Below are 25298 nucleotides of genomic sequence, written 5' to 3' on the forward strand. Positions count from 1 at the left end.
ATGTTAAAATTTGTAAAAAATTATATGGATAGCATCGCAGGGATAGAAATATACCCAATAATATCGTTGCTTATCTTTTTCATCTTTTTTGTAGTGCTTTTTTTGTGGGTTTTTACCGCTAAAAAAGATTATATAAAAACAGTTAGTAACCTTCCATTAGACAACCAAAACGACGATATATTATGAGAAAACTAATCCCTTCCTGGATACGCGTTATTGTTATTTTCTTCATCATTTTCGGCCTCACAGAATTCATCATTGATTCAGGTGAAAAGCCAGCATTTATAGAATACCCTGTAGTATCATTATTCCTTTTACTGGTTATGCTTATTCTAATAGCTATTGAAGCCATTATTGGTGCGTTAGAAAACGTGATGCTTCTTAAACTAGATGAAGAGGCCAAAGCACGCTTTTTAGCAGAAAAAGAGACTAAATATAAATTCACTTGGATTAAAAACATCTATAAAAAACTTGCTGGTGGAAAACCTATTGAAGAAGAAGCTGAAATTATTTTAGATCATAATTATGATGGTATAAAAGAATTAGACAACAACTTACCACCTTGGTGGATTTGGGGGTTTTATGCTTCTATTGTTTTTGCTGCAATTTACTTAATAAGATTTCATGTTTTTAATGGTGAAAACCAATATGATGAATTAGAAACCGAACTAGCAGATGCTAAAATTGCTATTGAAGCCTACAAAAAAACAGCTAAAAACTTAGTAGATGTTAATACGGTTACTGTATTAACCGATGCATCCGATTTAAGTGCTGGTAAAACTGTATTTGAAACAAATTGTATTCCGTGTCACATGTCAGATGGTGGCGGTGGTATTGGTCCTAATCTAACCGATAAACACTGGATTTTAGGTGGCGATATTAAAAGCGTATTTAAAACCATTAGTCAAGGAGGTCGTTCTGGTAAAGGTATGATTTCGTGGAAACAACAGCTAAAACCATTAGAAATAGCACAAGTTGCTAGTTATGTATTAACATTTCAAGGTACAACTCCAGCAAATCCTAAGGAACCACAAGGAAATCTTTGGGTTGATGAAAGCACACAACAAACAACTGAAACAAACACCACACAAATAGACTCAATAACGACAACTAATTAGTTACTAATAAAAACCAAGGTTTAAACTAAAAAAACAAATTTTTGGTTCTTATTTAAAACAGAAGTAATGGAAACCCCAGAAAACGAAACATTTAGAGACTCCATTGGAACGATTACAGAAGAAGGTAAACGTGCTTGGGTATTTCCTAAAAAACCTAGTGGTAAATTCTATGAATATCGTAAGTGGGTTAGTTACTTTTTGTTAGCATTTTTACTTTTAGCACCATTTATTAAAATAAACGGGAATCAGTTTTTAATGTTTAATGTATTAGAACGTCGTTTTAATATTTTCAGTTTCCCGTTTTGGCCTCAAGATTTTCATTTGTTTGTTATTTCTATGATTATTGGCGTGGTATTTATCACGCTTTTCACAGTAGCTTTTGGACGCATTTTTTGTGGATGGATTTGCCCTCAAACTATTTTTATGGAAATGGTTTTTAGACGCATTGAGTATTGGATTGAAGGTGATAGAGGAAAACAAATCCGACTTTCGAAACAACCTTGGAATGCTGAAAAAATTAGAAAAAAAGGATTAAAATTATTTATCTTTTTAATTATTTCCTTCTTAATTGCCAATGTGTTTTTGGCTTATTTAATTGGTAGCGATAAACTGATTCAATATATAACTGATGGCCCTTTTAGTCATATTAGCAACTTAATTTCTTTACTAATTTTTACTGCTGTTTTTTACTTTGTATTTGCATGGTTTAGAGAGCAGGTTTGCATTATTGCTTGTCCTTACGGAAGGTTACAAGGTGTATTATTAGACAACAAATCTATTGTTGTGGCTTACGACCATAAACGTGGAGAAAGTGAAAATGGCAGGAAAAAAATTAGAAAAAACGAAGACCGCGAAGCTTTGGGTCATGGTGATTGTATAGATTGTTTTCAATGTGTTAACGTTTGTCCAACAGGTATTGACATTAGAAATGGTACACAATTAGAGTGTGTAAACTGTACGGCTTGTATTGATGAATGCGATCATATTATGGAAAGTATTAATCTACCAAAAGGATTAATTCGTTATGCTAGTGAAGATAATATTGAAAAGAAAACACCTTTTAAACTAACTGCACGAATTAAAGGTTATATAGCTGTACTAGCCATTTTAATTGGTTTATTAACAGGCATGTTGTTTCTAAGAAACGATATTGAAGCTAATGTTTTAAGATTACCAGGCCAATTATATGAACACAAAGAAAACAACATAATTAGTAATGTGTTTACTTATAAACTAGTAAACAAAACTACTAAAGATATTAATAATGTGAGTTTTAAATTATTATCACATAAAGGCACATTAAAATTGGTTGCAACACACAATACTTTTGTTGTACCCAAACAAGGGATAGCAAAAGGCACATTGTTTATTGAAATTAATAATTCGGCATTATCTGGCGATAGAAATAAAATTAAAATTGGTGTTTACCAAGGCGATAAACTTATTGAAACTACTACGGCTAATTTTTTAGGTCCAAGAAGTTACAGATAATGTTATTACGAGGAAGTGTAACCTGCTAATGTCTATTAAATTAATAAGATGGCTACAGTAAATAAAAGCTCACTTTGTAATGGTGTAATTAGTTTATTGACAAGTGCATTAGGGATTGAACAATCTGTTTGAGCTCGCCGACGAAGGAGGAAGCGAGTTGTGAAAGCTCGACCTGAGGAACGAGGGTAATGCCATAAAAAGAAATAATAATTTTCTGAAATAAATTCAGGATGAGAAAAATAAGAATTATGAAAATTAATTGGGGAACCGGAATTGTTATAGCATTTATAGCCTTTATAAGCTTTATTATGTATTTTATTATTACCATGAATGTGAATGATAAATATGCCCATGATTTAGTTACAGAGGATTATTACGCGGAGGAATTAGCATACCAAAACGACATTGACAAGTTAAAAAACTCGAAGAATTTAAGCGAAAATATTACTTATACAAAATCAGTTGAGGGACTGGTTATTTACTTTCCTAGCAATTTAGATTTTAAAAAAATTACTGGGAATGTGTTCCTTTACAGACCATCTAACAAACAATTAGATTTTGATACTGTTATTTCATTATCTAAACAAAATTTGCTCATACCTGACAATCGTTTGGTAGATGGTCGTTGGAACATAAAAATTGATTGGCAATATGATAGTCAATCATATTTATACAAAGAAATTATAAATTATTAAGATGCTTATTTCTGCATTTGTTTTAGGTTTATTAGGAAGTTTTCACTGTATTGGTATGTGTGGACCTATTGCTTTTATGCTTCCTGTTGATAGAACTAATTCTTTTAGAAAATTTTTTCAAATATTTATTTACCACTTTGGTAGACTTTTAGCTTACAGTATTATTGGATTAACTTTCGGGTTGATTGGCAAAAGCCTTTACCTTTTTGGTTTTCAGCAACAACTATCTATATTTATAGGTGTTTTAATGATTTTAGTAGTTTTAATTCCGCAAAAAATATTTAACAAATACAACTTCTCAAAACCTATTTACAAACTCATCTCTAAAGTAAAATCGGCTTTAGGTAGCGCTTTAAAGAAAAAAACAACTGACACCTTTTTAACCATTGGTTTTCTTAATGGGTTTTTACCTTGTGGTTTAGTTTATATGGCTGTTTTTGCCGCTATAGCTGGTGGTAATGCTTTAAATGGTAGTTTATATATGGCTGTTTTTGGATTGGGCACCATACCTTTAATGACAACTGCTATTTATTTTAGTCATTTTTTAAAAGCTAATATTAGACAAAAAATACAGAAAGCTATTCCTGTTTTTGTAGTACTTATAGGTGTTTTATTTATTCTTCGTGGTTTAGGTTTAGGCATTCCATACATCTCTCCTGCTCCTGTGCATGATATAGTTTCAAATAGTATGACTTGTTATTAAATAAAAAAAGGAAGCAACCAAATTAGTTACTCCCTTTTATAGTTAGTTTAGTTAAAAATTAAATTTTAAATGTCATAACTGGTAAAGTAGCATGATTTGCAACATCTTCACCTAGACTTCCTTCAAAAAAATGTGCTAAACCTTTTCTACCGTGTGTAGGAATAACTATAATATCTGCTCCCGTTTTTAATGAAAAGTTTAAAATACCATCTTCAACAGTATAATCAGACACATAATGTACATCTTTCATTCTATCTATATTACCATCTGCTTTATTCAAAAATTTAGCCACTTGCTTTTCTATTTGTGTAGAACTTTTAAAACGTTCATTAGGCAAATTCACATAAACAAAATAGATTTTAGAATTTATTACATCAAACATTTTAAGTGTATTGAGATAAGGTTTAATTGCTTCTTCAGAGAAATCGCAAGCAAAAACTACGGTTTCAAAATTTATATTAGTTTCTTTATTCTTAACAACCAAAACAGGTATTTCTGCATGTCTTACAACACGTTCTGTATTTGAGCCTACAAAAAATTCTTTAAAACCACTAGCACCATGAGATCCTATTATAATAAGGTCTGCGTCGTGTACTTTAGCCACATCATTAACCTCACTAAACACTTTAAAATGCTTAATAATTGGAGTTACTTTTACGCCATCTAAATAGTCTTTGTTTAAAAATTTTTCAAATTTTTGCTCAGATAATTTAATAAAGAAGTTTGCTTTTTCGTATTGAAGTCCATCTGATGCTGTTAGCATTAAATCGGACATTTCTAGCATATGTAATGCTAAAATCTCCGCTTTATATTTTTTAGCAAATTTAGCAGCAGTTTTTAATGCGTATTCTGAATGTTCAGAAAAATCTATGGGTACAATAATTTTTTTCATGATTTCATTTTTTTAATTTGAAAGATTCTTCGATGGCTTTCATCAAAGTATTTTTTATTTAATTAAATAGTCATTGAAAACAATTGTGTATTTGGCTGTTTTCGTTGCAATAACAAATCGAAGGCCATACAAATGTTTCTTATAAATGGCTGTCCTTTTTTAGTGACCTCAATACTATTAGAAGTCATATTTAGTAAACCATCATTTTTCATTTCATTTAATTTAATTAGCACTTCTGGAAGTTCATTAAATTTAAGTGAATTATTATGCCAAGAGGTTTTAAAGCGGCACATTAAATTAAGAATATGTTCGCGAATAACCAAATCTTCCTCATTTAATATATGCCCTCTGTAAACCGGGAAAATATTTTCGTTTAATAAATGATAATAGGCTTCAATACCTTTTTCATTTTGTGAAAAACCATACCAACTATCGCTAATTGCAGATACTCCTAAACCTATCATAACCTGTGTTTTTGAAGCGGTGTAACCCATAAAATTTCTATGTAAATCACCCTCTACCATAGATTGATACAGAGCATCTGTTGGTAATGCAAAATGATCCATTCCTACTTCTACATAACCCACTTCTACTAATAGTTTTTTTCCTAACTCATATTGTTGGCGTTTAAGCTTAGGGTTTGGCAAATCTTCATCATAAAAACCACGTTGACCATTTCCCTTTTGCCACGGCACATGTGCATAACTGTAAAAAGCCAAACGGTCTGGTAATAATTCTTTTGTTTTTAAAATAGTTTCTTTAACGTGATTTAGGGTTTGAAATGGTAAACCAAAAATAATATCGTGACTAACTGAGGTGTAACCTATTTCTCTAGCAATTTCGGTAGCCTGTTTTACTTTTTCAAAAGGCTGAATTCTATGTATGGCTTTTTGTACGTTTTCATTATAATCTTGCACACCATAACTTACACGTCTAAAACCAACATCGTATAGCGCTTGCAAATGTTCTCGCGTTGTATTATTAGGATGCCCTTCAAAACTAAACTCATAATTATCTGCAAGTTTAGATTGCATTAAAATACCTGTTATTAGTTTGGTTAAATTATCTGGACTAAAAAATGTTGGTGTTCCCCCACCAAGATGTAATTCTTTAATTATTGGTTTTTCATCAAACAACTCTAAATACAAACTCCATTCTTTTAAAACAGCATTTATATAAGGATTTTCAACTTGATGCTGCTTGGTTATACGTTTATTACAACCGCAAAACGTACACATACTTTCGCAAAAAGGTAAGTGAATGTATATACTTATACCTTCTTTTAAATTACTTTCATTATATGATTTTATTAAAGACGATTTCCAGTTTTTTAATGAAAACGTTTCTTGATTCCAATATGGAACTGTTGGATAACTTGTATAGCGTGGTCCCGCTACATTGTATTTATTTACTAACGAATTTAACATACCTAACATTTATATTTCAAAATTATAAGAATCTAAAATTTTAAAATATGATATATGTCATGTGTTATATTTGCAATTGGTTGATTAAACCCTTAACTTTCGGATAAACATTAATTTTAAACAAAATGAAAAAAATAAGTCTCCTTTTAATTGCTTTAACACTAAGTGTTGTAGCATGTAAAAAAGAAAAAAAAGAAACTAAAACTACTGAAACAGAAATGAAAAAAGAAGTCGTTATGACTCCTAAAAAAGTTAAAGTTGCACTATCTGCCAAAAGCGATAGCAATGTAAGTGGAAACATTGTTTTTACTGAAGAAGCTGGAACTGTAAGCATGACAGCTATAATTAGTGGTTTAGAACCTGGTGAACATGCTATACATATTCATGCATCGTCTGATTGTACAGCACCTGATGGATCATCAGCTGGAGGCCATTGGAATCCTACCAATGCACCACATGGTAAATGGGGAGCAGCAACAGGATATCATAAAGGTGACATAGGTAATTTTACCGCTGATGAAAATGGAAATGGCACTATTACATTCTCTACAGACGAGTGGTGTATTGGCTGTGGTGATGAAACGAAAGACATTTTAGGTAAAGGTGTTATTGTGCATGCTGGAACAGATGATTTCACATCACAACCTTCTGGTGCTGCAGGTGCAAGAGTAAGTTGCGCAGGTATTATTGAATAAACACATTAAACATAATTCAATTATTTAAAAGCTACTTAAATAAGTAGCTTTTATCTTTTTTATTTATTATTTTCGAAAACTCAAATTTCTTAAATGCAATTAGAAACACTAGTAGAAAAATTTAAACAGAAAGATGAAAAAGCTTTCGAATCATTATACAATATGTATCGTGATAGTATGCAAGGTGTTATTTATAACATTGTAAGAGATAATGATATTGCTGAAGAAGTTATGCAAGACGTTTTTATTAAAGCATGGCATAACGCTAGTACTTACTCTTCACAAAAAGGACGTTTTTTTACTTGGATTTTAAACATTGCAAGAAACGCAGCTATAGATAAAACCCGCTCTAAAGCCTTTAAAAAATCAAAACAAAACCTTGATTCAGATTTTTTCGTAGATATACTTGAAACTAGTGAAAGTTTAGATAATTCAACTGATGCTATAGGTATAAAAAAGTTTGTTGGAAAGCTTGCCGAAAAATGTAAAGCAGTCATAGAACTAATATACTTTAAAGGTTACACTCAGCTTGAAGCATCTAAAAAGCTTGATATGCCAATTGGTACTATTAAAACTAGAAACAGAAATTGTATAAAAGAATTAAGAAACTTGGTATTAAATTAAATGGATATTAAAGCCTACATAGAATCCGGAATTTTAGAGCTATACGTAGCAGGAGTGCTTTCTGAAAAAGAAAATAAGGAAGTCTATGAATTGATGCTACAACACTCTGAAATACTTCAAGAGGTTTTAGATATTGAATCTTCAATAGTAAAACTAACTGCTTCAGTATCACAAAAAACAAGTGGCGTTGATACGTTCCAAGCTATAAAAAATCAATTAGGTTTTAATGATAATGACACAAAAGTTATTTCTATTGCACAACCTAAATCCAATTGGCTAACCTATACAGGTTGGGCAGCTTCTATTGTTTTAGCTGCAGGATTATTATGGACCCTTAACAAAAATAACACATTAAAATCTGATATACAAGTAGCGGAAACGCAACAAGAATTATTAGAAACTCAAATTGAAAATTCTAAAAGCAGTTTAGAAGAAGCTAATACTTTAATAACTGTTTTACGTGATGATAATATTACCAAAATACCATTAGCAGGGCAAGGTAATTTTGCCAGTACTTATGCTAAAGTGTATTGGGATAAAACCTCACAACGTATATTTTTAGATGCACAAGGTTTACCAGAGCCCCCAGAAGGTAAAGTGTATCAAGTATGGTCTTTAAAATTGAGCCCGCTAACTCCTACCAGTTTAGGAACCATAGATAGTTTTACTACAGACGCTAATAAGATTTTTGAAATTGAAAACGCTAACGAAAGTGAAGCCTTTGGTATTACTTTAGAGCCAGCAGGCGGTAGCGAAACACCAACTATGGAACAATTATATACATTAGGTGTTGTAAGTGTTTCTTAATATTTCTAGCATTCATTTCTTTTTTTTAACCTCATAAACAGGCTCCCTTTTTTTAATATCGAAAGATTTTTTTGATTATTTTAGAGGTGTGTATATAATATAATAAGCACACTAGTGTGTTTATTTTGTTGTTGGCAATAAGTTGAAATAAAAAAATAACATGAAAAGATTTTTAATTTTTATTACTACATTAACTTTAACATTTTCTTCATTTAGTCAAAATTATAATGAAGTCTTTAGTGACTCTACATATATAGAAAAAAATAAAATAAATACGGAATTAATAGAAATATATTATCGTGGTAAAAAATTAAGTCTAAAAGGAAAATCAAAAGCCTCATTGAAAAAATTTACTAAATGTATAAAAATAGAACCTAATTTTATACCTGCTTACTTTGAAAGAGGGAAAGAGTTTAAAAAAAACAAAGAATATGATAAAGCTATCCAAGATTTTTCTCAAATAATATTACAAGACAACAATCTTAAAGAAGCTTATATCTTAAGATTATATACTAAAATTGCCAAAACTACTCCAGATTTTAAAGCCGACACATATTTAACTCCTCCTACAAGAATATATAAGCAAACTGAAATATCTTCTCTCTATAAAAAATCGATTTGTGAGGACTTACAAATACTCAAAGAATTAAACTATGAGGTAAAAAATATAACTGATTTGTCAAAAAAATATTGTGAGTATTAAAACCAGTTGCCAACAACGTGCATAATTAATTGCTTGGTTTTATAATACTTACGGAAATCTTTGCGGATTATCTATTCGGTTTTTATTTACTAAATTAGGTGCTTAACCACGCAACTAATCATACACAAGAACGTTAGCAAAAATTTGAAAAATCATTAGATATGAATAAAATAATTCTTACATCAATTAGCATAATTTTCGCTTGTAATTCACTTTTTGGACAAACTAATAATGAAAAATACGGAAAAGACGTAAAATCAGTAGATGCGATAATAAATGCATATTATGATGTTGTTTCTGGCTCGAGCAGTGAACCTTGGGAATTTGAAAGAGATAATTATATTCATTCAAAAAATGCTTTTATAACAAGAATTGATGAAAATGGAAAAGCGGAAACTCATTCTTTGGAAGCTGAATATATACCAATTGGATTATCACCAAAAGAGGATTTTTATGAAAAGGAACTAAAAAGAATAGTTAGCAAGTTTGGAAATATTGCGCAAGTTTGGAGTGCATTTGAAATTCGAACTGAACTAAAAACTGAATCCAATATTAGAGGACTAAATAGCATTCAACTTCATTATGAAAATGGAAGATGGTTTATAGACAGTTGGACTTGCGAAATGGAATCTGAAAAGAATAATTTAGTAACTGAATTTTTGAATAAGGAATAAAAAACTTTTGCTAACACAGCATAAAAAACTCTATCTATATTAAATATTGAAACAAATTGAGAGTCCTTAATATTCATAAACGAACATTAAATCAGCCTAAAAGCAAAGTAGCAGAGTCACTAAAAACGTTATCAACTGAAAACGACAAAATTTGGCCAAATGAGAAATAGCCAGAAATGAAATTTAAAAATGAAATTAAGGTTGGAGCCAATGGTGGACACGGACCTATAAGATATTCTGTAGAAGAATATAATCCTAATAAAATAATTCAATTTCGTTTTTCAAAACCAAAAGGATTTAATGGAATTCATAAGTTTGAGATAAAAGAATTGGATAAAAAAAAGACAGAAATTAAGCATACAATTGATATGAACACAGCAGGAAAAGGAACATTAATTTGGGCTTTTGCAATACGTCCATTACATAACGCTTTAATTGAAGATGGCTTTGACAAACTTGAGAATAATTTTTCTGTAGATAAAAAATCAAGTACTTGGAATTTTTGGGTGAAGTTTTTAAGAAAACAAATTACAAAAAGAAGAAATAAATTAAATGATTAAATAAAAATACGCTCTCACAAACTAAAACATTTCATAACTAACCTTTAGTAGAATCTAAAAACAGAAACTATAAAATATTGGAAAATATAATAACTAGAAAAATAACAATAAAAGAAATTAATCAGTTAAAAGAAATTGGAATACAAACTTTTACAGAAACTTTTTCTTCCCAAAATACCAAAGCGAATTTGAAGGAATACTTGGATAACGGATTTTCGAATGAAAAACTAAAAATTGAACTAGCTAACAAAAATTCTCAATTTTATTTTGCAGAACTTGAAAACAAAACAATTGGATATTTAAAAATTAATTTTGGTCATTCACAAACGGAAATCAAAGCAGAAAACACACTTGAAATCGAGCGAATTTATGTTCTAAAAGAATTTCACGGAAAAAAAATTGGCCAAATACTTTACGAAAAAGCAATAGAAATTGCTAAGCAAAAAATGGTAAACTACATTTGGCTAGGTGTATGGGAGAAAAACCTAAGAGCCATCTCGTTTTATAAGAAAAACGGATTTGTAGAATTTGACAAACATATCTTCAAATTAGGAAATGAAGAACAAACAGACCTAATGATGAAACTTAAAATAAATAAGGCAAATTAGAAAAATTTAAATAATTTTAGATTTTAAAATACAAATAATGAATACCACACAAAAACACAATGAGCGTATTGCAAAAATGACATTCGCTTCAGTATATCCTCATTATGTGACTAAAGTTGAAAAGAAAGATAGAACCAAAGAAGAATTGCATCAAGTAATTACATGGCTAACAGGTTATGATGAAAAAAAGCTACAAGAACTTATTAATAACAAAGTAACTTTTGAAAAATTCTTCGAAGATGCAACACTAAACTCTAATGCTCAATTTATTAAAGGTGTTATTTGTGGTTATCGCATAGAGGAAATTGAAAATACGTTAACAAAACAAGTAAGATATTTAGATAAATTAATTGATGAATTAGCTAAAGGCCGCAAAATGGAAAAGATTTTACGAACAGCGTAAAATAAATTTTGTTCTTCCTTTCTCTTTAAATCCAAGTAAAATTATAAATGATATAAATAAGAAAGCGCCCAATTATATTTCTATAACCAAGCGCTTTCACCTAACAAAAAAACCTAAAAATCAACACTTCATTTAGGTTTCTTAAAACAACTTTTCTTTTTCAAAAGTTATTAATCAACTAACCAAACTTTATTTTATATCTCTTAAAACTTATATGATACTGATCCTTTTATGTAAAAAGGCGCACCTGGTGTAAAATGAATTTCTTCAACAGATTGTACTTCGTTTTGCAAACGAGATTCTGTTGCAAATTGTGTTTCATTCCACGCCACATCAAATAAATTTTCAATAACTAATCCTAATGTTACATTTCCAATATTATAATTGGCATTTATATCGGTTACAAAATAACCCTGTGCCACAATACTATTATCTTCATTTGCTGGCCTATCATCAATATATCTATATCTTAAGCCTCCAGAAAAACCATGTAGATTGTTAACCGAAAAACCACCTGCCATGGTGAAATCTGGAGCTAAAGGAATATAATTTTGTCCATCTATATCTTCAGTACTTCTTGCTTTTGTTAATGTTGCATCGCTATCAAAAAATAACCAATTATTAAACTGATAACGCAATCCTAAATCTAAACCATAACGTTCTGTTTTCCCACTAGGTTCTACAACTCCTGCATCGCCTACATAAACAAACTCTTGTTCTAAAAACAAATACCATAATGCACTGTTAAGCACTAATTTTGAAGTTGGTTTCCAAATATTTCCAAAATCTAAACCATAAGCTTTTGGCAAAACATCTTTACCTTGATTGCTTACAACCACCCTAACGTCGTTTGAATGAAACCCAATACCAGATTTTAAATACCATTGTAAATTATCTTTTGCATTGTAAAAGAAATTTAGTTTTGGACTCAAAATGGTTTTATTTTCTGATAATGATGTATAATTAGTTTGTAATTTATCATTGTACAAAAACTTAAAATAATCTAAACGTAATGCTGGTACTATAATAAATTTCCCTAATTCAAACTCAGCATTTATAAACGCATCCATATTAGTTTGATTAATATCTCCTAATTGAACATTCTCAAGCGTTGTTCTTCTATTTAATGTTTTTGATAATTCAGTATCATCTGCAATATCATTTCTAAAACTCAGTCCTGTTTTTATAGTTACAGGTGTATTTCCTAAATAAGTTTGATATTTTAAAGCGGTGTTTAAACCAAAAATATCTCTGTTTTCTTTCTGTTTAATTTGATCGCCATTAATTGGATCTTCTAAAAAAAATGTAAAATTTGAATACAACTCAAACTCGTAATGTGAGTAAAATGCATTAGTTTTTAATGAGATATTATCTGATACATATTTATTGTATTCAACATTAAAATTGGTGCGTTTTGTATTTCCACCTTCTGTATCATCAATCGCTCCAAAGCGTGTTATGTTGCCATTATCTACTTCGCGTTGCGGAATTTGTCCTGAAGCATCCCATCTACTTGTAAAATGCGATGCGGTTAAAGTTAGCTTATCATTTTCTGGCGAAAACATTACATATTTTCCAAAAAGATTTAGTCTATTAAAATTTTGAGGAGACTCAAAAGGACCATCATTTGATAAATATTCAACTGCCATATACGCATTTTGATTTTTTGTATTTCCTAATAAATCAATCATCCCTAAAGTTCTCAATGAATTAAATTGACCTATTGAAAATGTAACTTCACTTTCTTTTAAATAATCTTTAGTCGAAAAATTCACATATCCAGCTGTGTTAAAATCACCTTCTTTAGCGTAATATGACCCTTTTCCAAAATCAATTTTATTTACAGTTTCTGGTATTAAAAAATGTAAATCGCTGTAACCTTGTCCGTGTGCATGAGATACCATATTTACCGGCATTCCATCAACAGAAATTGAAATATCTGTACCATGGTCAATATCAAAACCTCTTAAAAAAAGTTGTTCTGCTTTTCCTCCACCAGCATGCTGACCAATAATAAGTCCTGGTATTTTTCGTAAAACTTCTTGCGACGAGTTTACAGGACTTGTATTTAAATCAAGTCTTGTAATAGTACTTAATGCATTAAGTTGTTCTCTAATTACCATTTCTTCTAGTTGAAATAATTTTTCTTCTAATGTTAATATCAATTTTGAATCGATATTTATTTCATTTAGAACTATAGTTTTATTTCTATAGCCTAATAACCCTACTCTTATTGAATCGCCTACTTTACTATCATCCAAAATAAACACACCATTTTCTGATGTATGTGAATGACTTTTAGAGTTTAAATTGTAAACATAAGCCGCTTCAAGAGGTTGTTCAATTTCATTTATTACAACACCTTTTACTTGTTGTGAATAAAGAATATTAGCAAATACAATAATTAAAAATGCTGTGAGCTTTTTTAGAGCATTCATAACTATTAATTATTATATATTTTTAATGCTTTCAAGCATAAGAGGTCCTAATTCAAAACCGCTTTCTAGTAATTCTTCTTTTAAGCTTTTAGCTTCATCAATTTTTCCATTAGCCTTGTAAATTTTAGCTAAATGAAATAACACTTTGGGTTCAAAAGTTTTACCAACAACATGTTTTTCAACAACGCTTAAAGCTTCTTCTGCATCACCATGGTTATAATAAGTCCATGCTAATAAATCGTAAGATTGAGGTGTTGGTCTATTTTCAATTTCAATATTTGAAATTCTTAAAGCTTTAGCTGTATCACTAGGTATTTCTGCATACAACAGTGCATTGTACTTATTGTACATATCACCGTAAAGTGGATTACTTACAACTTCATTATATGATTTTAATTCTTCTTCTTTTAATTCTGAATTACCAATAAATTCTGCTATTTCAGCTTTTAAAAGATGGTAGTCTGGGGCATTATATGTTTTAGTTATAGTGTTTAAAATACGTAACGCTTCATCTGCATTTTTTTCATGAGAATATACAATCCAAGCAATTCCTTTTTTTGCATAAGCATCAGTTGGGTCTAATTCTAAAGCTTTTAAATAGTGATTATAAGAAGCTTTTATGTTACCTGCATGCCCGTAATAATCTGCTATATTTGTGTAAATCCATTTTTTTGTTGATGGCATATTTGAAGATTCTGCAATTGCCATAGCTTGCTCCATATATTTTATGGCTGCATCTAAATCTCCACGGTGATCAGACCATTTTGACAAACGAATTAAGTAATCGAAATTACCTTCCTTTCTAACTTTTTCTAAGTAAGATTTTGCTAATTCATAATTACCTAACTCTAAATACACATCAAATATCATTTTTTCTGTGCTTTTTAAGTTTTCGCCAATGGCTTCAGCTTTTTCTAAAAGTTTTAAAGCTTCCTTGAATTTGTGTTGGGAAATATAATTTCTAGCTAAAGATCTTAAGTAACCTGGTTTGTTATAACCTGTTCTCTCATTAACTTCAATTAAGTTTTTTTCAGCTTCTGCTAAAGCTTCAATATTTCCTGTTTTACTAAAAATTAGAGATTGAGATGCTGCAGTTTTAGCTAAATAAGGAAACTGATTTGGTTCTTTTTCTAGCTTTTTTTCCCAGAATTCTAAGTCTTCTTCTGCTAATAACAACATCTCTTTCTCATCAACTTCTAAATAGCTATTATAGTCCTCTAAATTTGTTATTGTTTTTGGTGTATTATTACAACTTACTATAAAAAGTAATAGTAAAATACTCGCTAATTGATTTATAGATTTCATTGTGTTTGATTTTATGTTTTTTTGTGTAGGTGTGTAGGTTTTATAAAACCTCTAAAACAGAAACCAAAGTTCCTGTTTTAGAGGTAATAGATTTTACCAAGGTGTTGCTAGGTAAGGAAATGAGGTCAAAAAGGTTTTATCGTTGGCGTCTACATTATCGTTAGATAATCCAGGATATTCAGAGAAATCTTCTCCACCAAAAATTAAAAGTAATTCTACTGTAATTACATCATCAGATAATGTTCTACCTGTTAATAAATTGGTTCCATCATAAAATGTTGTTGTACCGTCTAATGATACATTTAAAACATCTGTTGCTAAAAGACCTGTAAATGCAGCTGCATCTTGTCCTAAAGCGTTTAAACCACCATCTGCATAAGCTGGACTTAATGCTAGTAAATTAGTTTCAAACATACTTTGAAATGCAGCATTTTGCATTGAAGGCGTTGTTACGTTAAACATATCTTTGCTAGCAGAAGACGTAAATACTGTATTTACTGCTGGTCTTCCCATTTGATCTTCTTGAGCGTAAGTACCTGAAAAATCTGGTCCTTCAGGATATGTTATTTGAGTATCATCATCATTTGAGCAATTAAATGCTAATAATGAAAGTAATGTTAGGCTTAATATTTTTATAGTTTTCATAATTGTGTTCTTAATGGTTATTATTATTTTCTTTTAGATTCTACCCATGTATTGATAGATCCTGATCCACCAATCATCGATTTTGGAACTTCTACTACAATAGATAGTACATTACTACCTGCAAACGTATCTGCACCAGGCATGTTGAAACTTGACTCGTTTCCTGCAATAATTTCAGAATACTGTGCAAAGTCGAAAAAGAATGGGTCATCACGTGGTCCAGCAAAAAAGCTCATACCTCCATTAGTAGCAATATTTGCACTAGAACCGTAAGCAGTAATATCTACAACACCTCCTACAGTAGACGATGTTTCAATAGTACTATTTAGACCTGTTTGAGAAGGTGCTATTGGACCAAAGAAATACATTTTACCATCTCTTGGTATAGCTTGAATTACTAAATCTTCAACATTGTCTCCAGTGTTATCGATGTTAATTTCAATTAATACGTTTTCATCAAACATTGCAGAACCTGTTGTTGCAGGACTCAATAACCCTTGAAGATTTGTCGCAAAAACTAAATTGCTTGTGTTTTCACCTTGAAAGGCATAAAAATCGGTAATATCACTATTACCACCTTGTACTGCAGGAGCATCAATATGATCTGCTGCTACAATGAAGAATGCTGCTGCTGCAACTACTCCAATTCCTAAAACTGTTTTTAAATTTTTCATCATTTTGAGATTTTTTGTTATTTGTTAATTTTTGACTCTCATGCATACCTACGAAAAAATGTAAATAGCGGTTTTGTTAAAGTTTTGTTAATGAAAAAAATGTGGGCTACATTTTCTAAATGCATTACATTTATACCATAATTATATGATGAAGAATTTATGAACCCATCTGCATCTGGTTGGATAAAAAAATTACTTAAAGAAGTAGGCGAAAACAACCCTTTATTAAAGGTTGAAGATGATGTGTTTTATGATGCACAGCGACATAGCGGCTTTATTTATGGAAGTAATTTACAAGTGGTTGCTGCTATTATTGAAAAAAAAGATTTAACAGAAGAAGAGCTTTGTAAAGTAAATTTATGTTTAGCTTTCTTATATACATACACAAACTCTAATACAGAAATTGCCTTTGTAGATAGCGTTATAAATTTTTACAAAAGTATTAATGAAACTAAAACATCGTTTTTTAATGAGTTGTTAGGTGGAAAAAAATCTAATGAGCAATTAGAAAAAATATTTCATAAACGCATTCAAATAGATGATAATATCATCACTAAAAACTTCAATTACTTTATTATAAATGCTTTATTGTTTGTTGATGTTTTAGCTTATAAAAAATATTTAGAAAATCAGAATACCATTTCAATTGATTATTTAAAAGCTATGGAAGGTTCAATAGCTTCCATTTCATTAGATGTTTTAAACTCGAAAGCAACAAAAAACCAATATGATGAAAGTTTAATTAAGCTATTTGAATCGTCTTTACGTTATTATGATGATACAGATCTTGATTATAAAACGTCTATAAACCATATTGAAACCGAACAAGAAAAATACTATATTCTGGATTTAGCTTGTATGGCAACATGGACAGATGAAAAGATTGATAGTGAAGAACAAAAGTTTTTAAAAAAACTTGGGAAAGATTTAAAATTAAATGCTTCTAGAATAAATCAATCTATACAAACAGTAAATCAATTTTATACCACAAACAAGGATAATATAGCTCTTTTAAGTTCCAAGAACATTGTGCAAAGTTTTTACAATAACTCTAGTAAAATGGTTAATAAACTTATTTCTAGAAACAGTAAACGTCTTTACCAAGAGTTAATGGATAGTAAAGAACTTATGGTGCTACTTACCCAATCTACAATTAGAGACCTAAGTAAAGAGGAGCAAAAAAAAGTACAAGAGCAACTTTTAGATATTTTCAAATCCATTCCAAGCCTTGCTATATTCATGCTTCCAGGTGGCGCATTATTATTGCCGTTAGTAGTAAAGTTTATACCTAAATTATTACCTTCCGCTTTTGACGAAAACAGGATAGAAGATTAAAAAAAATTGTTTTCTATTTTTTTTCCATTAGATTTACGATTCAACTAAATAAATAAAAAATTAAATGGCATCTTACACCATACAAGAAATTAATGATGTTTTAAAAGGCGAATTAATAGGTAATACTACACAAAAAATTGAAGGCCCAGAGCAGTTACAAAGTGCAGAATGCAATCATATTACCTTTATTGGAAGCTCAAAATACATTAAACATTGGGCAGATTCTAAAGCTTGTGCAGCCATTATAAATGATAATTTAATAATTGAGCCAGACAATACTCGTGCATTAATTAAGGTTAAAAATGCCGATTTAGCTATGGCTAAAATCTTAGAATTATTTAATCCACCAGCTCCAGTTTTTGATACAGATATTCATCCAACAGCAGTAATACATGAAACATCCACAATAGGTAAAGGTTGTAAAATTGGGGCAAATTGTTATGTTGGCAAAGACGTTGAATTAGGTGATGGTGTTATATTATATCCTAATGTTTGTGTGTTTGATGAAACCATTATTGGTAATAACACAACCATTTGGTCTGGAACAGTTATAAGAGAGCGTTGTATTATTGGAAGCCATTGTATTTTCCATACCAACGTAAGTATTGGTGCAGATGGGTTTGGATATCGCCCAAGTGATGATGGTCGCGGATTAGTAAAAATACCACAAATTGGGAATGTTATTATTGGCCATTATGTAGAAATAGGCGCAAACTCTTGTGTAGACAGAGCAAAATTTAGTTCTACCATTGTAGGCGATGGTTGTAAAATTGATAACCTAGTACAAATAGCACATAACAGTATTATGGGACGCTCTTGTATTATGGCTGGACATAGTGGACTTGCCGGTTCTGTAACTTTAGGTGATGGCGTTATTATTGGCGGAAGTGCTTCAATAAAAGATCACACAACTATTCATTCTGGAGCAACTGTTGGTGCAGGTTCTGGTGTTGTTGGCGATGTTGCAGCTGGAAAAACCGTTTTAGGCTATCCCGCACAAGATGCTAGAGATATGCTTAAACAATGGGTAGTAATGCGAAAGTTAGCTAAAAAGTAGAGACTTGTTTTTCTTAAAAAATTCACTTTACCATTTTTACAGTCTTTATATAAAATTAAAAAAGTCCATATCTTAAAGTTACATGTAAATCCAAAATCATGCTAATAAAAAAGAAATAGCTGAATCTGTAATTTGGGATTTATCATTTTTGGGTGTTGCAAGTAGAACATTGGTTAAAAAGTTATTATCTAAATCTAAAAATGATAATTCCGGATAAATATGACTCTTTTTTAAACTTGTAGGTACAATTGAAACACCCAAACCATTTCTTACTAATTGAATTATGGAATTAATGTTATTCGATTCGTGAACAATATTTGGTACAAATCCATATTTAGAACAAATTTCAATTAAAGAATTATAATAGATAGGAGCATAATCTTTATTAAAAAAAACAAAGAGTTCATTTCTAAATTTACTTATATCATCAATCTCTTTTACTTTTGTTTTATTTTTATTGAAAACCAAAGAATAAGAATCTTTAAACCATAATTTCGAATTAATTTTTGTAGATACCAAAGGAGCTCTTACTATGCCTAAATCTAACTTACTTTGTTCTAATGCTAGAATTTGTTTTACAGTAGAAACTTCATATAATTTTATATTTAGATAAGGATACTTTTTTGTTAAAAATTGAATAAGTTTCGTAATCGTATCGGAAAATGTGGAACTGATATATCCAATCCTATATTCTCCACTTATATTTTCTGAGATTTTTTTAGTTTTTAAAATCACAGACTCTAAATTTTGCAATTGATTTACGACTTCTTTTCTAAAGAACTTACCTGCTTCTGTTAGTTCAACTTTTTTACTATTTCTATTAAACAACTTAACTCCTATCTCATTTTCAAGTTCCTTTATTTGTCTGCTTAATGGAGGTTGAGAAATAAAAAGTTTTTCAGATGCTCTTGTAAAATTCAATTCGTTAGCTACAACTAAAAAATATCTTAAATGTCGTAATTCCATAGTTATACTTATAAAGTATTATTAAACAACAAAATAAGTCTTTTTAAGTATCATTTCAAAACGCTACTTTTGAAATAACGTCTTTAAATAATTAATTATGAATAAATCAACAGTACAAGAAATCAAAGAACGGTTTGACAATGATGTGGAACGGTTTTCAAATTTAGATACAGGTCAAGTTGCTACAATTGATGCGCAAATTTCCCTTGAACTTTTAACCGAAGCCTCTAAAAGAATTAGACCTAATGCTAAAAACTTATTAGATATTGGTTGTGGCGCAGGAAATTACAGTTTAAAAATGTTATCTAAAATCGCTAATCTAAATTGTACATTAGTTGATTTGAGTAAACCTATGTTGGACAAAGCACATGAAAGAGTTTCTCCGAAAACTAATAATTCAGTACAGATTATACAAGGTGATATAAGAGACGTAGTTTTAAAAGAAAATAACTTTGATATTATACTAGCTGGAGCTGTATTACATCATTTAAGAGATGACAGAGATTGGGAAACAACATTCAAAAAATTATATAATTTACTTAAACCAGGAGGCTGTTTGATGATTTCTGACTTGATAACTCAAGAAACTAAAGCCGTAAGCGAATATACTTGGGAACGTTATGGTGATTATTTGGAAAGTATTGATGGGAAAAATTATAGAAAAAAAGTTTTGGATTATGTAGAAAAAGAAGATTCTCCAAGATCAATGACTTATCAATTAGAATTAATGAAAAAAATAGGTTTTAGAAAAACTGAAATACTACATAAGAATATGTGTTTTGGAGCTTTTGGTGGCATCAAGTAAACCTACAATAACAATGTATAAAAACATAAGTCTTTTAAGGTTTATGTTAACTTTGTAAAAAAATTCGCCTAAATTCGTTTAACTTAAGATATAAACGATTTTATATCAAGTAGTTCTGATGTATTTGAAACGCAACTTTTTAATTAAAAAATTATGTTAAATTCGTTTAAAGTAATAACAATAATAAGCAAAATAAAACCAGTGTATTTATACCTAATTTCCGGCTGTTTTTTCGCTTTAGCAACTAATTTCAAATCAGAAAACAATTCTTTGTATTATCTATTTGGAATAATTGGATTCGCGATTTTCATTTTTGCAATTATAATGTATTTTAGGAGAAAAACATAAAATATATGTATTAAAGCAATTTCACTTCAATTCGACTCAAAAAAATTAAAACAATATAAAACATAGAATGAAGCCAAAGAAAAATGATAATTAATCCAAATTACATAATAGTATTAGGCCTAATAATAACCGCATTAGGCACATATTTTTTGAATAAAAACACAGACAAGTCCTTTGATGAAGTAAAAGATGAAAGAAGTGATTTGAAAAATAAATTAAATATAAAGTTTGAAAAGACAAGTGAGGAAATGCGTTTACATAAAGATTCTCTAAACTCTAAAGTAGAAATTGAAGCTGCAAATATAATAACAGAAAGAAAAGTCTTTAGAAGCTAATAAAGCCTTAGAAAATTTAAAAAAGCAATCAGATATTGCTACTTCAATTGTATCAAAAGAAGTAAGCAATCTTAAAAAAGTAGCTAAAGAAGAATTTAAAAACCTCAATTTCCCTCATCCTACAGAATTAAGACTTACACGTTTTGAGTCTTATATAAAACCCAATGTATTTGATAAATACATTACTAATCTTCGTAATAAATATAAAACAACTCCATATTTATCACAAACCAATAAAGATGAAAATTATTCATATGCCTTTGATTTAATAAAAAGGCAATGGAAAGGTGATAACAATTCTAACCTTATCAAAGAGTTACAAGGTGAAGAAGTCAACGTTAAACTTCGTATAGTTAATGATGACGATTTACCTACTGAAAAGAATACCGAAGTAATTTGGGGTTTTCATTCAACAATTTCAATGGATAATATTATTTTTCTGTATGAAATTGACACCAATAGTGATGAAAAGGAACATTTTAGATTATCCCTTACAAATATTGATAAACTAACAGGCAATTTAAGTTTTCAAAAGCCTATAAAATCAGCATTTGACCTTTGTGACAAAAAGGTTTACTTGTCTATTTCAATTAGAAAACCAAACAGATATTCAATAATTAGTATACCAAATATATTTATGAAAGCCCTAGTTTTGAAAGGTAATAATAACAGGCAATATTATGTTAATTTCGAGGGAATTGAAACTATTCCGAATACAAAATTAAAATATTTAGTTGGTAAAATGAAATGTAGAAATTTCTAGATATAATTTAGTTTTAAATCCAACAAACTACTCCAACCAATCTCTAAAATCCTTTACACGTTCGCGAGCAACAATTACCTCATCATCATTATAAGAATTTAGCTTAATTTGCAAACGCGAATTGGTATAGCTTAGCATATCTTTTATGGCGTTAATATTCACAAAAAACTTACGGTTTATACGAAAAAAGGTTTGTGGTTCTAACTCGTTCTCTAATTGCTCTAAAGTAGTATCTAGTAAATAGTTTCGGCCTTCTGAAGTGTGTAAATAGGTGCCTTTATTTTCGCTATAAAAACATTCAATATCGTCAATATTAATCAGTTTTAAATGCTGCCCTACTTTTACAGAGAAACGCTTTTTATACTCACGATCTATTGGGTTTACAAGTAGTTTTTTAATATCGTTAAAATCTAAAGTTACAGCTTGTTTTTGTGGTGCACGTTCTTGATATTTTTTTACGGCTGTTGCCAGATCGTCCTCATCTATTGGTTTTAATAAATAGTCGATGCTATTTAGTTTAAAAGCTTGAAGTGCATATTCATCATAAGCTGTGGTGAAAATTATTGCCGATTTTATTTCTATAGTTTCAAAAATTTCGAACGATAAACCATCACTTAATTGAATATCTAAAAATATTAAATCTGGATGTTCATTATTTTGAAACCAATTTAAAGACTCTTCTACTGAATGTAACATAACTTCTGTTTGTAAATCTAAACTTTGAAGCATACGTTGTAAACGTCTTGCTGATGGTTTTTCGTCTTCAATTATTATGACTTTCATTGATTATTTTTTAACTATATTTTTAAACTTTGTTGTGTTTTGCGTTAGCGATTGAAACGGCATCCTTTTTAAAATTTATTTGTACTTAATAACTTTGGAACTAAATTTAAGATGATTACCACAAAACTTTGTACTTGACAATAACATTTTAAAAAGATATAGTGTAAAGCGCGACCCTTGTGGTAACGCCCTAACTAATTTTAATATCAAGGTTTTTTATCGTTATTCATTAATTCTTTAATCTTACGCTCTTCCCAGTCTTTTCCTAAAATAATATTTGGTGCAAAAACAGATAAACCATGGGCTAGTAAGCCTACACCCCAGCCTATTAAAGTAATGAAATTATGCCATTGAAAATAACTTTCGTTAGGCGCCAGATTTTGAATGTTTATAGTCACAATTAAAATGTTAATGACAATATACACTAAAGCATGGGTATAAAAACCTCTAATACGTTTTACGCGTTTTGCTGCTCGTGTGTAACGTTCTTTTTCAATAGGATTCGTTTCCATTAGTTTGTTTTTTTGATAATTCTTCTTTTTCTAATAGTTCTTTAATCTTACGTTCTTCCCAATCTGTTCCTATTTTAAAAACAGTTACTACATGGAGAATTAGGCTTATTATGATGCCGCCAATGGGGAACCAAAACCATACAAATCCAGTAAATTTATCTATTTGATAATTTATAAATATTACTGTAGGTATTAATATGATAGCAATTACAATATGTATGTATAATGCTTTTAGTTCGGTAACTTTTTTTTCTGCTTTTAAGTAGCTGTCTTTTTCTTCAAATTTTCTATTCATAACACTAAAACTTATCTTTATCCATAAATTCTTTAATCTTGCGTTCTTCCCATTTTTTTGAGAAACCTACGCTTTTTCCAAATACCCCTATCCAATGAAATGCGATTCCAATTCCCCAAAAAAGTGCTGTTGAATATGCATTAAAAGTAAATATTTTACTAAAATCCCAACCGTAAGCTGCTACAACACCTAAAATTATAAGTACGTTTACAATAACATACCAAAGTAAGTGTCTATAAAATCCTTTAATTTCTTTCACTCTTTTTTGAGCACGTAAATAGCGTTCTTCGTCTTGAAATTGATGATTCATAATTAGAATTTTTTATCTTCTTTTTCCATGAACTCTCTAATTTTACGGTCTTCCCAATCTTGACCATAGCCAAACAGGGTAAATGCGTGAATTGCGAGTCCTAATCCCCAACCAAAAAGCGGAAACCAAAACCATTGAAATCCCCAATGCGTTTGATAATTTATAAATATTAAAAAAGGGATTACTACGCAATATGATGTTAAGTTCCCATAGAAACCTTTTAAATCGTCTACACGTTTTTTGGCTCTAATATATTTTTGACTATCGTTATTTAAATAATCGGTTTTCATAATTTTAATTTCTTGTGTTAATAATGGTAGTTTTACCTTAAAAACTTTGTTATTATTTTCTATTTCAACTTTGTTTTTAGTAATTAAACTATAACGTTGATTGATATTTTTTAACCCTACTTTAGTACTCTTTTCAAGCGATGCTTTTGGGTTAATATTGTTCTCTACTACCAAATATCCTTTTTCTTCGTAAATGTTAATTTCTAAAGGATTACTTGATGTTATAACATTATGTTTTACTGCATTTTCTAACAATAACTGTAGTGATAATGGCACTATTTTTAAATCTGAATTTGATAGTATTTCTGGTATACTAAAATTGATACCATCTTCAAATCTCATTTTTAGAAGTTCCATATATGATTTGGCAAATTTTAATTCTTCTTCTAACGGAATAAGATCTTTATCTTTTTGCTCTAAAACATACCTGTATACTTTAGAGAGTTTAGTTGTGAATTTTTCGGCTTGATTTGGGTTTTCTCCAATTAAAGATGTTAATACATTTAAGCTATTGAATAAAAAATGTGGGTCTAATTGATTTTTTAAAGATTCAAATTTTGCTGTTTCGTTTTTTGCTACTATTTGAGATTCTTTTACTTTCTTTTCTTGTGCTTTTTTGTAGAAATAAAACACATGAAATGCTGCAACTACGGTAAGCGTTATCCAAAGACTAAACTTATACCTATTAAAACTTTCTTCTTTTAAAAACTCTGATAATGTTTCGCCATCGAAATACATATCAGTAAACATATTTAAGAAAAACAAACATCCAATAGTTACTACTACCGACCCAATAAAGCCTATTAATATTCTTTTAATGCCATCGCCTTCATTCCATTGTCTTTTATTCAAATACTCAAAAAAATACATATTTGAAAATCCAATAGCAAAAGAATATAATTGATACACAGCAAAATTGACTAATAATTCATTGATGCTCTTACTACTAAAACCTCCTCTGGCTCCATTATCCATCAAGAATATTACTACACCAATAAAAAATGTGATTAATATATTTTTAGTCAATTTACTCATTG

Annotated in this window: 30 protein-coding genes; 18 read left to right on the forward strand and 12 right to left on the reverse strand. The window is 29.7% G+C overall.

Annotated features, from left to right (window positions below; translation table 11 throughout):
• The 5 genes from BT151_RS18815 (at position 1) to BT151_RS10500 (ending at position 4007) form a co-directional block, all read left to right on the forward strand.
• The gene (locus BT151_RS18815) at positions 1 to 186 is read left to right on the forward strand and encodes a cytochrome C oxidase subunit IV (RefSeq protein WP_072401927.1); all 186 of its coding nucleotides are present in this window, start codon (positions 1 to 3) and stop codon (positions 184 to 186) included.
• Positions 183 to 1118, forward strand: coding sequence for a cbb3-type cytochrome c oxidase N-terminal domain-containing protein (locus BT151_RS10485; protein WP_072401929.1), 936 nt, complete (start codon positions 183 to 185; stop codon positions 1116 to 1118). Before BT151_RS18815 ends, BT151_RS10485 begins: the two co-directional genes overlap by 4 nt.
• A gap of 66 nt (positions 1119 to 1184) precedes the next feature.
• Positions 1185 to 2609, forward strand: coding sequence for a cytochrome c oxidase accessory protein CcoG (gene ccoG / locus BT151_RS10490; protein WP_072401931.1), 1425 nt, complete (start codon positions 1185 to 1187; stop codon positions 2607 to 2609).
• Positions 2610 to 2857: 248 nt separating this feature from the next.
• Positions 2858 to 3304 carry a FixH family protein gene (locus BT151_RS10495; RefSeq protein WP_072401933.1) on the forward strand — a complete coding sequence of 149 codons (447 nt, stop codon included), beginning with the start codon at positions 2858 to 2860 and terminating at the stop codon, positions 3302 to 3304.
• A gap of 1 nt (position 3305) precedes the next feature.
• A complete protein-coding gene (locus tag BT151_RS10500) occupies positions 3306 to 4007 on the forward strand; it encodes a sulfite exporter TauE/SafE family protein (protein WP_072401935.1) in 702 nt (233 codons plus the stop codon).
• 58 nt (positions 4008 to 4065) lie between these two features.
• On the opposite strand, the gene BT151_RS10505 is transcribed toward BT151_RS10500, so the two are convergent.
• On the reverse strand, positions 4066 to 4899 hold the full coding sequence (locus BT151_RS10505) for a universal stress protein (RefSeq protein WP_072401937.1): 834 nt from the start codon (positions 4897 to 4899) through the stop codon (positions 4066 to 4068).
• A gap of 62 nt (positions 4900 to 4961) precedes the next feature.
• Complete coding sequence (gene hemN / locus BT151_RS10510; protein WP_072402638.1) at positions 4962 to 6326, reverse strand: oxygen-independent coproporphyrinogen III oxidase; 1365 nt, start codon at positions 6324 to 6326, stop codon at positions 4962 to 4964.
• 125 nt (positions 6327 to 6451) lie between these two features.
• Between hemN and BT151_RS10515 the strand changes: the two genes are divergently transcribed.
• The 8 genes from BT151_RS10515 to BT151_RS10550 all read left to right on the forward strand — a co-directional run bounded on the left by BT151_RS10515 (position 6452) and on the right by BT151_RS10550 (position 11400).
• The gene (locus BT151_RS10515; protein WP_072401939.1) at positions 6452 to 7021 is read left to right on the forward strand and encodes a superoxide dismutase family protein; all 570 of its coding nucleotides are present in this window, start codon (positions 6452 to 6454) and stop codon (positions 7019 to 7021) included.
• Between the two features lie 93 nt (positions 7022 to 7114).
• On the forward strand, positions 7115 to 7645 hold the full coding sequence (locus tag BT151_RS10520) for an RNA polymerase sigma factor (RefSeq protein WP_072401941.1): 531 nt from the start codon (positions 7115 to 7117) through the stop codon (positions 7643 to 7645).
• Positions 7646 to 8452, forward strand: coding sequence for an anti-sigma factor (locus tag BT151_RS10525; RefSeq protein ID WP_072401943.1), 807 nt, complete (start codon positions 7646 to 7648; stop codon positions 8450 to 8452).
• 160 nt (positions 8453 to 8612) lie between these two features.
• On the forward strand, positions 8613 to 9155 hold the full coding sequence (locus BT151_RS10530) for a tetratricopeptide repeat protein (RefSeq protein ID WP_072401945.1): 543 nt from the start codon (positions 8613 to 8615) through the stop codon (positions 9153 to 9155).
• 161 nt (positions 9156 to 9316) lie between these two features.
• Complete coding sequence (locus BT151_RS10535; RefSeq protein WP_072401947.1) at positions 9317 to 9829, forward strand: hypothetical protein; 513 nt, start codon at positions 9317 to 9319, stop codon at positions 9827 to 9829.
• A gap of 176 nt (positions 9830 to 10005) precedes the next feature.
• Positions 10006 to 10389, forward strand: a complete 384-nt coding sequence (locus BT151_RS10540) for a hypothetical protein (protein ID WP_245794792.1) — start codon at positions 10006 to 10008, stop codon at positions 10387 to 10389.
• Between the two features lie 77 nt (positions 10390 to 10466).
• Entirely contained in the window at positions 10467 to 10997 is a 531-nt protein-coding gene (locus BT151_RS10545) for a GNAT family N-acetyltransferase (protein ID WP_072401949.1), read from the forward strand.
• 37 nt (positions 10998 to 11034) lie between these two features.
• A complete protein-coding gene (locus BT151_RS10550) occupies positions 11035 to 11400 on the forward strand; it encodes a DUF2200 domain-containing protein (protein ID WP_072401951.1) in 366 nt (121 codons plus the stop codon).
• 203 nt (positions 11401 to 11603) lie between these two features.
• Here the strand turns inward: BT151_RS10550 and BT151_RS10555 are convergent, their stop codons facing one another.
• The 4 genes from BT151_RS10555 to BT151_RS18905 all read right to left on the reverse strand — a co-directional run bounded on the left by BT151_RS10555 (position 11604) and on the right by BT151_RS18905 (position 16462).
• Positions 11604 to 13838, reverse strand: a complete 2235-nt coding sequence (locus BT151_RS10555; protein WP_084647923.1) for a TonB-dependent receptor — start codon at positions 13836 to 13838, stop codon at positions 11604 to 11606.
• A 12-nt stretch (positions 13839 to 13850) separates the two neighbouring features.
• The gene (locus BT151_RS10560) at positions 13851 to 15143 is read right to left on the reverse strand and encodes a tetratricopeptide repeat protein (RefSeq protein ID WP_072401953.1); all 1293 of its coding nucleotides are present in this window, start codon (positions 15141 to 15143) and stop codon (positions 13851 to 13853) included.
• 93 nt (positions 15144 to 15236) lie between these two features.
• Positions 15237 to 15788 carry a DUF4331 family protein gene (locus BT151_RS18900; protein WP_072401955.1) on the reverse strand — a complete coding sequence of 184 codons (552 nt, stop codon included), beginning with the start codon at positions 15786 to 15788 and terminating at the stop codon, positions 15237 to 15239.
• A 23-nt stretch (positions 15789 to 15811) separates the two neighbouring features.
• On the reverse strand, positions 15812 to 16462 hold the full coding sequence (locus BT151_RS18905) for a DUF4331 family protein (RefSeq protein WP_072401957.1): 651 nt from the start codon (positions 16460 to 16462) through the stop codon (positions 15812 to 15814).
• A 159-nt stretch (positions 16463 to 16621) separates the two neighbouring features.
• Here BT151_RS18905 and BT151_RS10575 point away from each other — a divergent pair, with 159 nt between their 5' ends.
• Complete coding sequence (locus BT151_RS10575) at positions 16622 to 17797, forward strand: LETM1-related biofilm-associated protein (protein WP_072401959.1); 1176 nt, start codon at positions 16622 to 16624, stop codon at positions 17795 to 17797.
• A gap of 64 nt (positions 17798 to 17861) precedes the next feature.
• On the forward strand, positions 17862 to 18854 hold the full coding sequence (gene lpxD / locus BT151_RS10580) for a UDP-3-O-(3-hydroxymyristoyl)glucosamine N-acyltransferase (RefSeq protein WP_072401961.1): 993 nt from the start codon (positions 17862 to 17864) through the stop codon (positions 18852 to 18854).
• A gap of 96 nt (positions 18855 to 18950) precedes the next feature.
• Here lpxD and BT151_RS10585 read toward each other — a convergent pair whose 3' ends face one another.
• Positions 18951 to 19820, reverse strand: a complete 870-nt coding sequence (locus BT151_RS10585; protein ID WP_072401963.1) for a LysR family transcriptional regulator — start codon at positions 19818 to 19820, stop codon at positions 18951 to 18953.
• Between the two features lie 97 nt (positions 19821 to 19917).
• On the opposite strand from BT151_RS10585, the gene BT151_RS10590 reads away from it, so the two are divergent.
• The 3 genes from BT151_RS10590 to BT151_RS10600 all read left to right on the forward strand — a co-directional run bounded on the left by BT151_RS10590 (position 19918) and on the right by BT151_RS10600 (position 22071).
• Positions 19918 to 20625, forward strand: a complete 708-nt coding sequence (locus BT151_RS10590; RefSeq protein ID WP_072401965.1) for a class I SAM-dependent methyltransferase — start codon at positions 19918 to 19920, stop codon at positions 20623 to 20625.
• A 431-nt stretch (positions 20626 to 21056) separates the two neighbouring features.
• Positions 21057 to 21308, forward strand: a complete 252-nt coding sequence (locus BT151_RS10595) for a hypothetical protein (protein WP_072401967.1) — start codon at positions 21057 to 21059, stop codon at positions 21306 to 21308.
• Between the two features lie 421 nt (positions 21309 to 21729).
• Positions 21730 to 22071, forward strand: coding sequence for a hypothetical protein (locus BT151_RS10600; RefSeq protein WP_072401969.1), 342 nt, complete (start codon positions 21730 to 21732; stop codon positions 22069 to 22071).
• A gap of 27 nt (positions 22072 to 22098) precedes the next feature.
• Here BT151_RS10600 and BT151_RS10605 read toward each other — a convergent pair whose 3' ends face one another.
• The 5 genes from BT151_RS10605 to BT151_RS10625 all read right to left on the reverse strand — a co-directional run bounded on the left by BT151_RS10605 (position 22099) and on the right by BT151_RS10625 (position 25296).
• The gene (locus BT151_RS10605) at positions 22099 to 22854 is read right to left on the reverse strand and encodes a LytR/AlgR family response regulator transcription factor (protein WP_072401971.1); all 756 of its coding nucleotides are present in this window, start codon (positions 22852 to 22854) and stop codon (positions 22099 to 22101) included.
• A gap of 206 nt (positions 22855 to 23060) precedes the next feature.
• Complete coding sequence (locus BT151_RS10610; RefSeq protein ID WP_072401973.1) at positions 23061 to 23366, reverse strand: 2TM domain-containing protein; 306 nt, start codon at positions 23364 to 23366, stop codon at positions 23061 to 23063.
• Positions 23347 to 23661: a 2TM domain-containing protein gene (locus tag BT151_RS10615; RefSeq protein WP_072401975.1), complete on the reverse strand. Its 315-nt coding sequence runs from the start codon at positions 23659 to 23661 to the stop codon at positions 23347 to 23349. Before BT151_RS10615 ends, BT151_RS10610 begins: the two co-directional genes overlap by 20 nt.
• Before the next feature lie 4 nt (positions 23662 to 23665).
• Positions 23666 to 23971: a 2TM domain-containing protein gene (locus BT151_RS10620; protein WP_072401977.1), complete on the reverse strand. Its 306-nt coding sequence runs from the start codon at positions 23969 to 23971 to the stop codon at positions 23666 to 23668.
• 2 nt (positions 23972 to 23973) lie between these two features.
• Positions 23974 to 25296 (reverse strand): 2TM domain-containing protein, encoded by a 1323-nt coding sequence (locus BT151_RS10625; RefSeq protein ID WP_072401979.1) that lies wholly within the window; start codon positions 25294 to 25296, stop codon positions 23974 to 23976.
• Positions 25297 to 25298 lie beyond the last annotated feature (2 nt).

Origin of the sequence: Flaviramulus basaltis, assembly GCF_900114265.1 — a bacterium.
Lineage (GTDB): Bacteria > Bacteroidota > Bacteroidia > Flavobacteriales > Flavobacteriaceae > Flaviramulus > Flaviramulus basaltis.